The organism is Flavobacterium bizetiae (genome assembly GCF_902804475.1).
In the GTDB taxonomy this organism is placed as follows: domain Bacteria; phylum Bacteroidota; class Bacteroidia; order Flavobacteriales; family Flavobacteriaceae; genus Flavobacterium; species Flavobacterium bizetiae.
Window position 1 is genome coordinate 1 of sequence record NZ_CADCSU010000099.1, and the last position, 14,263, is coordinate 14,263.

8 protein-coding genes and 2 tRNA genes are annotated in these 14,263 nt (G+C 35.1%); 3 read left to right on the top strand and 7 right to left on the bottom strand.

Going from position 1 to position 14,263, the window contains the following annotated elements; translation table 11 throughout:
* Nucleotides 1-261: 261 nt before the first annotated feature.
* From nadB to FLACOL7796_RS13035, 7 genes are all read right to left on the bottom strand, one after another.
* Complete coding sequence (nadB, locus tag FLACOL7796_RS13005) at nucleotides 262-1,785, bottom strand: L-aspartate oxidase (protein WP_173971205.1); 1,524 nt, start codon at nucleotides 1,783-1,785, stop codon at nucleotides 262-264.
* Between the two features lie 18 nt (nucleotides 1,786-1,803).
* Nucleotides 1,804-2,736 (bottom strand): quinolinate synthase NadA, encoded by a 933-nt coding sequence (gene nadA / locus FLACOL7796_RS13010; RefSeq protein WP_173971206.1) that lies wholly within the window; start codon nucleotides 2,734-2,736, stop codon nucleotides 1,804-1,806.
* Nucleotides 2,737-3,138: 402 nt separating this feature from the next.
* Nucleotides 3,139-3,212 (bottom strand) — tRNA-His (locus tag FLACOL7796_RS13015).
* A gap of 480 nt (nucleotides 3,213-3,692) precedes the next feature.
* Nucleotides 3,693-3,766 (bottom strand) — tRNA-His (locus tag FLACOL7796_RS13020).
* Nucleotides 3,767-3,842: 76 nt separating this feature from the next.
* Complete coding sequence (bshB1, locus tag FLACOL7796_RS13025) at nucleotides 3,843-4,559, bottom strand: bacillithiol biosynthesis deacetylase BshB1 (RefSeq protein WP_173971207.1); 717 nt, start codon at nucleotides 4,557-4,559, stop codon at nucleotides 3,843-3,845.
* A gap of 87 nt (nucleotides 4,560-4,646) precedes the next feature.
* Nucleotides 4,647-5,714, bottom strand: a complete 1,068-nt coding sequence (locus FLACOL7796_RS13030; protein WP_173971208.1) for a chorismate-binding protein — start codon at nucleotides 5,712-5,714, stop codon at nucleotides 4,647-4,649.
* A gap of 1 nt (nucleotide 5,715) precedes the next feature.
* The gene (locus FLACOL7796_RS13035) at nucleotides 5,716-6,147 is read right to left on the bottom strand and encodes a PaaI family thioesterase (protein ID WP_173971209.1); all 432 of its coding nucleotides are present in this window, start codon (nucleotides 6,145-6,147) and stop codon (nucleotides 5,716-5,718) included.
* Between the two features lie 267 nt (nucleotides 6,148-6,414).
* Here FLACOL7796_RS13035 and FLACOL7796_RS13040 point away from each other — a divergent pair, with 267 nt between their 5' ends.
* The 3 genes from FLACOL7796_RS13040 to purL all read left to right on the top strand — a co-directional run bounded on the left by FLACOL7796_RS13040 (nucleotide 6,415) and on the right by purL (nucleotide 14,162).
* Complete coding sequence (locus FLACOL7796_RS13040) at nucleotides 6,415-7,932, top strand: hypothetical protein (protein ID WP_173971210.1); 1,518 nt, start codon at nucleotides 6,415-6,417, stop codon at nucleotides 7,930-7,932.
* A 371-nt stretch (nucleotides 7,933-8,303) separates the two neighbouring features.
* Entirely contained in the window at nucleotides 8,304-10,151 is a 1,848-nt protein-coding gene (locus FLACOL7796_RS13045) for an endonuclease (RefSeq protein WP_173971211.1), read from the top strand.
* 357 nt (nucleotides 10,152-10,508) lie between these two features.
* A complete protein-coding gene (gene purL / locus FLACOL7796_RS13050) occupies nucleotides 10,509-14,162 on the top strand; it encodes a phosphoribosylformylglycinamidine synthase (RefSeq protein WP_173971212.1) in 3,654 nt (1,217 codons plus the stop codon).
* The last annotated feature ends 101 nt before the right edge of the window (nucleotides 14,163-14,263 follow it).

Consider the following 14,263-nt stretch of genomic DNA (forward strand, 5'->3'; position numbering starts at 1 on the left):
GGCTGATAAGGTTCTAACCCTGAAATAACGTTTTCTTTGCAGATTCAAATTAAGAAACAAAGACTTACTTCTATAAATAAAAAAAAGTCAAAAGATATGAGAAAAGATAATCTTTTCAATAAGATAACGTAATTCAATAAACCAAACTATAATAACCAAATGAGCATGACTTAAAAGTCATGCTTTTTTTGGTTACTACAAACAATTTATTTTAACATTCAATCTATTTTAATGCGTTGAGAACAACGACAGAAATACAATTTAATACATCACAGCACTTTTTAAAACCTTAGTTTTATGGTGTTCGATAATAATCTTGGCAACCGTAAGCATATTCGTAAATTCGATTAGCTGGGTTGTTATTTTTTTCTTTTTGAAAAGCAATCCTACCGTTGCCATTTTCATCGATTCGATTCTGTTTAATATCTTAACAAAATCAGAATCGTTACTTGCGTAAAAAAATGTCATCATGGTTTGAAGCTCTTTTTTAAACTTCATAAAATAATTAGAATCCTTATCCATTAAAGGTTCGTCAAATTGCAACATCGCATCTTTTGGTGCAAAAGACAGATCATCAATATTTTTAGCAATATGCTCTGAAGCCTGGTGTGCAAAAACCAAAGCTTCTAATAATGAGTTGGAAGCCAATCTGTTTTTACCATGCAAACCCGTTCTGGAGCACTCGCCTATCGCATAAAGATTCTTTATATTGGTTTGTGATTTTTTATTTACATTGATACCACCACATTGATAATGAGCAACTGGAACAATAGGAATTAAATCTTTTTCAGGATGCAAACCAATTGTCTTGCAATATTCTGTAATAGAAGGAAAATGACTGTAGAATTCCTCAAAATCAAGATGTCGGCAATCTAAGTACACATATGGGTTTCCGGACATTTCTATTTCTTTGCTTATCGCCTGAGATACAATATCTCTTGTTGCCAACTCGCCACGAATATCATCTTTAAATATAAAACGCTTTTGATCTTCATTAACGATATGCGCCCCAAAACCTCTTACTGCTTCTGAAATTAAAAAAAACGGATTCTTGTTTTCTTCATACAAAGCCGTTGGATGAAACTGTATGTATTGCATATCTTTTATTACTGCTCCGGCTCGCGAAGCAATTGCAATTCCGTCGCCCGTTGCAATCTCTGGGTTTGTTGTATTCTTAAAAATCTGACCACATCCTCCCGTACTCAAAACAATGGTTTTAGCGCGTATATACTTTACTTTCTTATTGATTTTGTCGCAATAAAAAGCGCCCGTACAATTAATTCTTCCGTTATTTTTTTTAGTATCAACATCAATAACCAAGTGATCTTCGAGTAATGTGATATTAGATAACTGTTTTATTGTTTCAATTAGATTTTTTTCTATTTCTGCTCCGGATATATCTTTATGATGCAAAATACGATGCTGAGAATGTCCGCCTTCGAGGCCCAAATTCCAAATTCCGGATTTGTTTTTATCGAAAGAAACTCCAATATCAATAAGTTCATTCAATCGTTCAGGCGCCTGATGTATCACCATTTTTACCACTTCTTCATCACACAAACCCCCACCCGATTTTAAAGTATCCTGGATATGTTGCTCAAAACTATCTTCTATGCAATCCGTAACAACTGCAATACCACCTTGAGCAAGTTGGGTATTAGAGTTTTTGACCTTGTCTTTGGTCATAATTGCAATAGACAAATCTGGTCGTTTTTTTCCAATTTTAATAGCACAAAATAAACCTGCTATTCCGGAACCAATTATAAGTATATCAGTTTTTTTCATTTTGATTGACTTAGATGTTTATGACAAATTGAGCATTCTGTTTATAGGTTTTATGGCTTCTAATCGTAATTCTTCTTTTATATGAATTTCCGGTCTTTCCTCTTTTAAACATAAATAAAGCTTCTCTAAAGTATTTACTTTCATAAAAGCACATTCGCTGCACGCACATGTATTATCTTCATGTGAAGGCGCCGGAATAATTGTTTTTTGCGGAGCTTCTTTTGCTAGTTGATGCAGAATCCCCACTTCGGTTGCGACGATAAAAGTAGTAGCCGGATCGTTCTTGATAAAATTGATCATTCCGGATGTTGAACCGATATAATTTGCGGTCTCGAGAATATGGCGTTCTGATTCAGGATGCGCTACAATTTTAGCTTTTGGATTTGCATTGTAGATTTCGATAAGTTTATCTAATGAAAAAGCTTCATGTACAATGCACGAACCATCCCAAAGCAATAATTCGCGGTTGACTTCTTTTTTTAGGTACATTCCTAAATTTTTATCAGGGGCAAAAATTATTGGCTGTTCTGCCGGAATTGCTTCTATAATTTTTTTTGCGTTGGATGAAGTACAAACCCAATCGCTTAAGGCTTTTATCTGAGCCGAAGAATTAATATAAGTTACTACAACATGATTAGGGTGAAGTTCTTTTAGTTTCCTGAAATTATCGGGATCGCAGCCATCAGCAAGAGAACATCCGGCATTAATATCCGGCAAAAGCACTTTTTTATTTGGATTGATGATTTTTGCCGTTTCGGCCATAAAATAAACTCCGGCAAAAACAATAATATCGGCATTGGCAGAAGCTGCTTTTTTAGATAATTCAAGACTATCACCTACAAAATCGGCGATATCCTGTATGTCTTTATCCTGATAGTAATGAGCGAGGATAATTGCATTTTTTTCTTTTTTGAGTCGGTTTATTTCAGAAGTTAAGAATAACTTATCCATACGGTTAGTTTTATCGATATCCTTAAATTGAAGCTTTTAGAATATCTTGATTATTTTGTTTTTGAAAGCTGATTTACGTGGTAAAGATATTATGGCGCTAAATTTTATTTTATGATTAAAATCATGAAATATTACTTTTTATTTTAACATTTTATGGAGTGAAATTGTATCACGTTTTGATTGGATTTGCCGATGACGATATGCATTGCTAAAAAGAGATCAATGCTAAATATTGTAGAGAAACACTAAAAGTTTTATATTCTCTATTTTTTTTTACCGCAGAGAACACAAAGTTTTTTTGTATTGATCCTGTATGTTATAATCTGTGGTAACTTAAAAAATTGTGATTTAAATTATAGGCACAAAAAAAGCCTTGAATTTCTTCAAGGCTTTAAATTTCTGGGTGGCTGACCGGGTTCGAACCGGCGACCCGCGGCACCACAAACCGCTACTCTAACCAGCTGAGCTACAACCACCATTTTTGCTTAGCGAGTGCAAATATACAACAAAGGTTTACTTATGCAAAAAAAAAGGCTTCAAAACAGGAGATATCAGGCAAGAAAATGGTTTTACGAAACAATACATTTCATAAACTAAACCGTAACAAACAATAAATCAATATTTAAACATTGATCTTTTTTTTGATTTATTTTTAAATTAAATACTTGATTTAAGTTCGTTTTAGATAATGTAATAACGAAGATTACTTCTTTACAGTCATTCTTTGTTTCGAAAAACGACAAACCAGACGGAAATGTTATGATGAAAATGATTGTCCTAGCCCCGATAGGAGTGGAAATCCTTTTGTGGCGGCGTTCGCCACAAAAGATTGGAACGGATAGCGGGATTAGCTCCTAAACAAAAAGATTTAGTTTTATCATAGATAGACAAAAAACGTTCAAAAAAATAAACGCACAAAAAAAGCCTTGAATTTCTTCAAGGCTTTTACAATTCTGGGTGGCTGACCGGGTTCGAACCGGCGACCCTCGGCACCACAAACCAATACTCTAACCAGCTGAGCTACAACCACCATTTTTCTTTGCGGTTGCAAATATACAACAAAGGTTCGCTTCTCCAAAGAAAAAAATGAAATTTTTATATCAAAATTACATCAAATCTTCTAAGCTATTGACTGCCAAACATCTTTCGACAGTAAAACCTTCAGCAAAATCTTTACCAACTAACCTTCCTAAGTCCTGCGCACGATAATTTAAGCTTTCCATAAAGTTTTTACTTGTAATTGGCGTAGCAGGTTCTTTTGAATTTGGATCATAAAATTGGGTTTTATACGCCATGACAGCTTCAATTTTCTTGTCTTCAAATCCTGTAATATCGACTACAAAGTCTGGTTCTATATTTTTCCATTGAATGTAATGGTATACAACTTTTGGTCTCCATGCTTCTTGTGGTTCTCCATCTACCGAAGTTTCAATTTTCATTAATCCTGATAAAAAGCAGGCATCAGAAACTAATTTGCTTCCTTTTCCGTGGTCGATATGGCGATCGTCGATAGCGTTGCACAATACAATTTCCGGTTTGTATTTTCGGATCATCTTAATCACTTCTAACTGATGCTTTTCGTCGTTTACAAAAAAACCATCGCGCAAACCTAAGTTTTCACGAACCAAAACGCCTAAAATCTTTGCGGCATCTTTTGCTTCCTGATCTCTGGTTTCGGCTGTACCGCGTGTTCCTAATTCACCACGCGTTAAATCTACAATACCAACTTTTTTTCCAAGTGATACTTCTTTTAAAATTGTTCCCGCGCAACCCAACTCTACATCATCGGGATGTGCACCAAAGGCTAATATGTCTAATTTCATTGTTTTTGTTTTTAATCACAGTTTACAATCGCAGTATTCAGTCACAGCAAACCTGAAAACCGTGACTGCGACTGTAAACTTATTTTTTTAAGCTATTTTCAAAACTCTTTTCATCGTCATTGATTTATTCACGCTTTCCTCCCATTCTTTTTCAGGAATACTTTCTTTGGTGATTCCGCAGCCCATATATAAAATGGCTTTATTTTCCTGAATTTGCATGCTACGTAAATTTACAAATAAATCAGAACTAATATCGTTGTTTGCAAAACTGCTGTTTAACTCGCCCAGAAAACCGGTATAAAAGGTTCTGTCGTAATTTTCGTTTTCTATTATAAATACTTTTGCTTTTTTCTTTGGTAAACCACAAACTGCGGGAGTTGGATGCAAAGTATCGATTACTTCTTCCAGGGTCGAATTATCATTCAAAACTCCCGAAATATCCGTTTTTATATGCCAGATCGATCCTGCTCTAAGACTGTAAGGTTCCGTAACATTCACCGAAGCGGCAACTTCACGCAATCTTTTTACAATAAAATCGGTTACATATTGTTGTTCGTCTTTTTCTTTTTGCTCCCAAAGAATCTCTTTTTCAGAAGTTGCTTTTTGAGTTCCTGCCAAAGCGGTAGTTTCAAAAACATTTCCGTTGGCTTTAAGCAATTGTTCCGGCGTTGCGCCCATCCAAAATCCAACTTTTGGATGAAAAAAACAATACGATAAAGTTGTTGGGTATAATTCGATCAAATGCTGAAAAGTCCCTACAAAATCAAATTCGGCAAGGTCAACTTTTTCGCTTCTGGATAAAACTACTTTCTTGAATTCATCGTTTTTGATGGCGCTAATCCCTTTTGCCACTAAATCTTCGTATTGATTTTTAGCAGCCGGATCAAAACTCACATCATCGATTTCGATGGTTTCAAAACCAATTTCTTCTTGTTCTGTAGTTATAATCTCAGCTTGATTTTCCGGAATTAAAATCAGTTGTTTTTCATCAAAAGAAGCAAAAACAAAACCTTTTTCTTTATAATTCGAGATGGTATGCAAAGTGTCATTTTGTTGCAAAAACCCAAAAATGTGTCTTGAATTGGGTTTAGAATACATTACAAAAGGTAAATGCTTTTCGTAATGTTTTTTTATTTTAGAAAAAAAGTCATTCATGCTATTCTGTTTTCTTTCTTTCTAAAACCATATTCGTCAGTTTGCAAAGCGAGATCAGATTCCCGGCATCGTCGGTAATTTTAATTTCCCAAAGATGAATGCTTCTGCCTTTATGAATAATTCTTGCCGTACCAAAAACCCAGCCTTCACGAATACTTTTTAAGTGATTGGCAGAAATTTCAATTCCGCGTACTTCTTGTTCTTTTGGATCAATGAAAAAAAACGATGCCGCACTTCCTACGCTTTCTGCCAAAGCTACAGAAGCACCTCCGTGCAAAAGTCCCATTGGTTGGTGAACAGAAGGATTTACAGGCATTTTTGCTGTCAAAAAATCGTCGCCAGCATCTATATATTCTATTTTTAGCGTTTCCATTAGCGTGTTTTTAGAGAACTCATTGCAACGCGCTAAAATTTGCTCTTTTGTATACTTCATTAAAGTGGAATTTAAAATCGTAAAATTAAAGAAAAGAAGAGATACAAACTCAAAAATGCAATTCTAAATTAAAATCAACTTCAAACATGTCAGTTTTTTGTTATTTTTACAAAAACAATCAATATTGATCTTTGGTTTAAAATTTATTTTTTTGCCACAGATTGCACCGATTTTTAAAGAATTATTTTATGCTTTTCGCAAAGAATCATTCTATTTTTTTTATCCCGATAGCTATCGGGAGTGGTAACAAAAAACAAACCGATTCAAATGCGTCAATACTTTATACTTTTTATTTTTGGATTATTGATAACGTTCAGTTCTTGCCGAACTGATTTTGATACTGTTGTCAGTTCCGGAAATTTAAAATTTTCAAGAGATACCGTTTATTTAGATACTGTTTTCAAAAATATTGGTTCCGGCACCTATCAATTGAAAGTTTACAACACAAGTAAAGACGATATTTCGATTCCTACAATTCAGCTCAAAAACGGTTTAAATTCAAAATACCGAATGACGGTTGACGGAATGAGCGGAAACAACGGCAAAATTTTCAAGGATGTTACGCTTTTGTCGAAAGACAGTTTGTACATTTTTATAGAAACTACGGCAGATATAACAGATGCAAATCCTACCGACTTTTTATATACTGACCAAATTCAGTTTGATAGTGGCGCTAATCTTCAGGAAGTGAATTTGATTACTTTAATTCAAGATGCTGTTTTTCTGTATCCACAACAAAAACCTGACGGAACTAAAGAAAAAATTATCATAGAAGGCAAACCGGTTGATGGTTTTTATTTGAATGAAAATGATGCTGTAAACGGAAATGAATTGCTTTTTACCAATCAGAAACCTTATGTTATTTACGGTTTTGCTGGTGTTCCTGAAAATAAAACGGTGACTTTTCAAGCTGGAGCAAGAGTGTTTTTTCATGCTAATTCCGGACTTTATGTAGACAATAAAGCGTCTTTACAAATTAACGGAGCAGTATCAACTACCAATAAATTAGAAAACGAAGTTGTTTTTGAAGGAGACCGCCTGGAATCGCTTTACGATAATATTCCCGGACAATGGAATTCGGTTATTTTTGCAAAAGGAAGCAAAAATCATTCGATAAATCACCTTACTTTAAAAAATGCGATTACAGGTTTAAACATAAAAAGCCCTGATAACAGTAGTACAATCGAAATTAAAAACACACAGATTTACAATTGTGCCGAATATGGAATTTTAGCCCAAAACGCTTACATCAACGGAGAAAATATCGTGATTAATTATGCCGGTTTCGCCAGTTTGTCCTGCGTTTATGGTGGAAATTACCTTTTTACACATTGTACTTTTAATAATAACTGGCAAGGCAGTTCGCAATTTGCAGTAAATTTAAGCAATAGTATGGCGGGTGCAACTCCCCCAACAAATCCGTTAATTCAGGCTACTTTTAACAATTGCATTATTTACGGTTCAGGCACAAACGAATTCAATTTGAACAAAAATACCAATGCCGCATTTGTTTATCAGTTAAACAATTGTCTATTAAAATTTAATAGTTCAAGTACCAATCCGGATTATCAATTTAAAACGGATACGGAACATTATAATCAGATTATCTTAAACGAAAATCCTAAATTTTATAATGTGAATCAAAATAAACTGAACATCAATACTACTTCTCCCGCTTTCGCGAAAGGGAATCAGGCGTATATGATTCCGTTAGATATTATTGGAGCAAGCAGAACTTCTCCTCCGGATTTAGGTGCCTATCAAAGTGCGGCATTCCCGAAATAATTTTGTTTTTATCATATAAGTGATATAAGAAAATTTAAGTTTTCTGCGTAAAATGTAGCCCACAGGTTTTACAGATTAAACTGATTATCGCTGATTATTTTCTAAAATGAACTTATCTCACTTATGTAGTGAAAAAGAAAAAAAACTTTGCGCCTTTGCTCCCGATAGCTTCGGGATTGCGAGATTATTTCAAATTTTCTAAAATGAACTTACATCACTTATAGGATTAAAATTCAAACAGTAAGAAATTTTTTCTAAAATTAAAGATCACTTAACGTAGCGTATTTCAAAAAGTAGTAATTTTGATACAATTAATAAATTTAGGATACTCGTGTTCAATTTATTAGCAACCCAAATCTTAACCTATTTTCATGAAAAAAAACTACTTTCTACTTTTATTGATGTTTACCGCCGTTGGCTTTGCCCAAATTCCTTCCGGATACTACAACACGGCAACCGGAACAGGCTACACATTAAAAACTCAATTGTATAATATTATAAAAGGCCATACCGATAATGGATATGGTGGTTTATATACGACTTATGCAACATCGGATATCGATAATTTTTACGAAAACGACGGCTCTGTTTTAGACATGTATTCTGAAAATCCATCGGGAACAGATCCTTATAATTACAGCATTGCTACGACACAAAGATGCGGTAATTATGTAAACGAAGGTGATTGTTATAATAGAGAACATATTATTCCGCAATCGGTTTTTAATGAGCAATCACCAATGGTTGCCGACGCGCATTTTATTACACCAACTGACGGAAAAGTAAACGGAGTTCGTTCGAATTATCCTCATGGTGTTGTAGTATCCGCAACCGAAACAAGTCTTAACGGAAGTAAATTAGGCCCAAGTACCACTGCGGGTTATTCTGGTCTTGTTTTTGAACCTATTGACGAGTTTAAAGGTGATATTGCCCGAATGTATTTTTACTTCGCTACACGATATGAGAATACAGTTGCTGGATATTCGTACCCGATGTTCAACGGAACTTCTAACAAAGTATTTACACCGGCATTTTTAAGTCAATTGATTGCCTGGCACAATCAGGATCCTGTAAACGCGAGAGAAATTGCGAGAAATAATGCTATTTATGCACGCCAAAACAATCGTAACCCTTACATCGATCATCCTGAATATGTGGCAGCTGTCTGGACAACCGAAGCTGATGATACGACTCCTCCTTCGGCCGCATCAAATCTAGCTGTTACGGCAAGTACTTCAAATACCATTAGTTTAAGCTGGACTGCCGCTACAGACAATGTTGGAATTGCCAGTTATGCTATTTATGTCAACAATATTTTCAAACAAAATGAAACGGGAACAACTGCTACTATTGCAGGTTTAACGCCGTCTACCACATACTCATTTTATGTAATTGCAAAAGATACTTCAAACAATTTATCACTGGCAACAAGTTCTGTTGACGGAAGTACGACTGCATCTACAGGCGGAGGAACAATTGCGAACGAAATTTTCTTTACAGAATATATCGAAGGATCTGGAAATAATAAATATTTAGAAATTTCAAATTTTACAGGAAGCACGGTAGATTTAACAAAATATGCCATTAAAAAACAAATTAATGGTGCAGGTCCATGGACTTCTACGGCGGGATTACCACTTACGGGCACACTTGCACACGGAGCTTCGTATGTAATCGCGTACAATCTGGGATTAACAACTTGTTTTAATCCGGCAAATGCGAATTTATCAAGTGGTGCTACAGAATTGCAATTTAACGGAAATGACCCTATCGGATTATTCAAAAATGATGTTTTAATTGACATTATAGGAACATTAGGCAATACCGCTAATTTTTCTATCGACGAAACTTTAAGAAGAAAACCAAGCATTTCTGCTCCAAATACTACTTTCAATAAAACTGCAGAATGGGATGTTTACGCAAAAGACAAATGCGACGGATTAGGAACTCATTCACTTGCAAATTTAGCGGTTGGAGATTTTGATTTTGGTGATGTTTCACTTTATCCAAATCCTTCGAATGGGCAGTTTACCATTCAATTGAAAGATGCTAGTGAAAAATCAAATATTGAGATTGTTTCGATATTAGGGCAAAAAGTATTTACAAAAACAAACAATGATGCTCTGCTTGTTACGATAAACAATATCCCAAAAGGAATTTACATTGTTCATATTACACAAGGTATAAAAACCAGCAGTAAAAAAATTATAATCAACTAATTAAACGAGTGCTTACTAAATTTAAAAGCGGCAATATTTGCCGCTTTTTTTTGCTATAAACTTTCATGCCTTTTTTTAACCATATAAGTAATATAAGAAAATTTAAGTTTTCTGTGTATTTACTAGTTGGCATTAAGTGAATTTAAGAATTACAAATAAAAGCTTTACACCTTAGTGTCTGTGCGCGATTAAACCTTTTTACATATTATTTTATTCGTTCTTTTAAAATGAACTTATATAACTTATATGATTAAAATTAGGCGCTAACTTTTTTTTCAAAAGAGTTTGTTTTCAAATTTGCGCTTGCTATTTATTTACACTAAATTTGCACCTCAATACAACAAACTACACAAAACAATGATCCATTTCTTTGAAAACCAAAGCAAAACTGTTTTTGCCGTACAAACGCAAAACGAAATTTCGGCTCAAGACATTTCAAAACTAAACTGGCTTTTTGCCAACTCTAATAAGATCGAAAAATCCGCCTTGACGGATTTTTTTGTTGGTCCTCGTGCCACTATGATCACACCTTGGAGTACAAATGCTGTAGAAATTACTCAAAATATGGGTATTCCGGGCATTATCAGAATTGAGGAATTTCATCCAGCAACGGAAGATTTCACTGATTTTGATCCGATGCTTTCACAAAAATTCAATCAATTAGATCAGGAGATTTTCACTATCAATGTTCAGCCGGAACCAATTCTGGAGATCGATGATATTGCGACTTATAATAAAGTTGAAGGTTTGGCTTTAAGCCAGGAAGAAGTAGATTATCTAGACAATCTTGCTTTAAAACTAGGAAGAAAGTTAACCGATTCTGAGATTTTTGCTTTCTCTCAAGCCAATTCAGAGCACTGTCGTCACAAAATTTTCAACGGAACTTTTGTAATTGACGGTGAAGAAAAAGAAACTTCTCTTTTTAAATTAATCAAAAAGACATCACAGGAAAATCCTAACGATATCGTGTCTGCTTACAAAGACAACGTTGCTTTTGTAAAAGGACCAAAAGTGCAGCAGTTTGCACCAAAAACAGCTGACAAACCAGATTATTACGAGATAAAAGAATTTGATTCGGTTTTATCTCTAAAAGCAGAAACACACAATTTCCCAACAACGGTTGAGCCTTTCAACGGAGCTGCAACAGGTTCAGGAGGAGAAATTCGTGACCGTTTAGCTGGTGGTCAAGGTTCTTTGCCATTGGCTGGAACAGCAGTTTACATGACTTCTTATTCTCGTTTGAATGACGACAGAAAATGGGAAAATGCTGTTGAAGAAAGAAAATGGTTGTACCAAACTCCAATGGATATTTTGATCAAAGCTTCAAACGGAGCTTCTGATTTTGGAAATAAATTCGGGCAACCGTTAATTACAGGTTCAGTTTTAACTTTCGAACATTCAGAAAACGACCGTAAAATTGGTTACGATAAAGTAATCATGCAAGCGGGCGGGATTGGTTACGGAAAATTAGATCAGGCAATCAAAAAGAAACCCCAAGAAGGAGATAAAATCGTAATTCTTGGTGGAGAAAATTACAGAATCGGAATGGGTGGAGCTGCGGTTTCATCTGCGGATACTGGAGCTTTTGGTTCAGGAATTGAATTAAATGCAATCCAACGTTCAAACCCGGAAATGCAAAAACGTGCTGCTAATGCCATTCGTGGTTTGGTAGAAAGCGACAATAACCCAATTGTTTCGATTCACGATCACGGAGCTGGAGGACACTTAAACTGTCTTTCGGAACTAGTAGAAGAAACTGGTGGTTTAATCGATTTAGATAAATTACCGGTTGGAGATCCTACTCTTTCTGCAAAAGAAATTATTGGTAACGAATCTCAGGAAAGAATGGGATTGGTTATTGGTCAAAAAGATATTGATACTTTACAAAGAATCGCTGACAGAGAGCGTTCGCCAATGTATCAGGTTGGAGATGTAACGGGAGATCACCGTTTTACATTCGAATCAAAATCAAATGGTTCTAAACCGATGGATTATGCTTTAGAAGATTTCTTCGGAAGTTCTCCTAAAACGGTTATGACAGATAAAACTATCGATAGAAAATATGCTGATGTTGCTTACGACAAAGCAGATTTCGAAAAATACTTAAAAGACGTTTTACGTTTAGAAGCTGTTGCATCAAAAGACTGGTTGACTAATAAAGTGGATCGTTGTGTTGGTGGAAAAGTTGCTAAACAACAAAATGCAGGACCGCTTCAATTGCCTTTGAATAATGTTGGGGTTATGGCTCTGGATTATTTAGGAAAAGAAGGAATCGCGACTTCTATTGGTCACGCTCCTATCGCTGCTTTGATTGATCCGGTTGCAGGAAGTAGAAATGCTATTGCAGAATCGTTATCAAACATTGTTTGGGCGCCAATTAAAGATGGTTTAAAAGGTATTTCATTATCTGCAAACTGGATGTGGGCTTGTAAAAACGAGGGTGAAGACGCTCGTTTATACGCTGCTGTTGAAGGTTGTTCAGATTTTGCAATCGAATTGGGAATCAATATTCCAACAGGAAAAGATTCACTTTCGATGAAACAAAAATATACAAACGACGAAGTAATCGCACCGGGAACGGTTATTATTTCGGCTGGAGGAAACTGTACAGATATTAGAAAAGTCGTTGAACCAGTTTTACAGAAAAACGGAGATTCTATCTATTATATCAATTTGTCACAAGATGATTTCAAATTAGGAGGTTCTTCTTTTGCACAAATCAGAAACACAATCGGAAACGAAACTTCTACAATTAAAGACGCTTCTTTCTTCAAAAATGCTTTTAATACCGTTCAGGAATTAATCGGCGAAAGCCAAATTTTAGCCGGACACGATATCGGAAGCGGTGGTTTAATCACTACTTTATTAGAATTGTGTTTTGCTGATGTAAATCTTGGAGCAAAAATTGATTTCAGCGCTTTCGCGGAAAAAGACTTATTGAAAATCCTTTTCGCTGAAAACATCGGAATCGTTTTCCAGGCAAAATCTGATGCAGCGGTTGAAGCTAAATTAAATGCTAACAATATCGAATTCTTCAAAATTGGTTCAGTTCAGGAAACTGCAGCTTTAGAATTTGGAGATTATAAATTGGATATTCCAACTTACAGAGATATCTGGTTTGAAACTTCTTATTTATTAGATCAAAAACAATCTAAAAACGGAAGAGCTCAGGCACGTTTCGAAAACTATAAAAATCAAGTTTTACAATATACTTTCCCAACGCACTTTACAGGAAAAAAACCAGTAATCGACGCTTCAAAACCAAGACCAAAAGCAGCTATTATTCGTGAAAAAGGAAGTAATTCTGAGCGTGAAATGGCAAATGCTATGTACTTAGCAGGTTTTGATGTAAAAGACGTTCACATGACCGATTTAATTTCTGGTCGTGAAACTCTTGAAGATATTCAGTTTATTGGTGCAGTTGGAGGATTCTCTAACTCAGATGTTTTAGGTTCTGCTAAAGGTTGGGCCGGAGCATTTTTATACAACGAAAAAGCAAAAACAGCTTTGGATAAATTCTTCAAAAGAGAGGACACTTTATCTGTTGGAATCTGTAACGGATGTCAGTTGTTTATGGAATTGGAAGTTATTAATCCAGAGCATGAAGTTCACGGAAAAATGCTTCATAACGAAAGCCAGAAACACGAAAGTATCTTTACATCAGTAAAAGTTCAGGAAAACAATTCGGTTATGTTATCTACTTTGGCCGGAAGTACTTTAGGGGTTTGGGTTTCTCACGGAGAAGGAAAATTCAATTTACCTTATGCAGAAGACCAATACAACATTGTTTCTAAATATGCTTACGAAGGTTATCCAGCAAACCCTAACGGTTCTGATTATAACACGGCAATGATGTGTGATAAAACAGGAAGACATTTGGTTATGATGCCTCATATTGAGCGTTCGACTTTCCAATGGAACTGGGCTCATTATCCAAAAGACAGAAACGACGAAGTTTCGCCTTGGCATGAAGCTTTTGTTAATGCAAGAAAATGGATTGAGAAAATCTAAGAAATATATTTTACTAAAGACGCCCGAATTGATCGGGCGTTTTTTTTTCGCCACGAATTCCACGAATTTTCACGAATTAATTATTATAGCAACTGTTTATT

Coding starts and splice junctions, on each gene's coding strand:
- nadB (WP_173971205.1), bottom strand. CDS start 1,785: ATGAAAAAAACTGATATACTTATAATTGGTTCCGGAATAGCAGGTTTA.
- nadA (WP_173971206.1), bottom strand. CDS start 2,736: ATGGATAAGTTATTCTTAACTTCTGAAATAAACCGACTCAAAAAAGAA.
- bshB1 (WP_173971207.1), bottom strand. CDS start 4,559: ATGAAATTAGACATATTAGCCTTTGGTGCACATCCCGATGATGTAGAG.
- FLACOL7796_RS13030 (WP_173971208.1), bottom strand. CDS start 5,714: ATGAATGACTTTTTTTCTAAAATAAAAAAACATTACGAAAAGCATTTA.
- FLACOL7796_RS13035 (WP_173971209.1), bottom strand. CDS start 6,147: ATGAAGTATACAAAAGAGCAAATTTTAGCGCGTTGCAATGAGTTCTCT.
- FLACOL7796_RS13040 (WP_173971210.1), top strand. CDS start 6,415: ATGCGTCAATACTTTATACTTTTTATTTTTGGATTATTGATAACGTTC.
- FLACOL7796_RS13045 (WP_173971211.1), top strand. CDS start 8,304: ATGAAAAAAAACTACTTTCTACTTTTATTGATGTTTACCGCCGTTGGC.
- purL (WP_173971212.1), top strand. CDS start 10,509: ATGATCCATTTCTTTGAAAACCAAAGCAAAACTGTTTTTGCCGTACAA.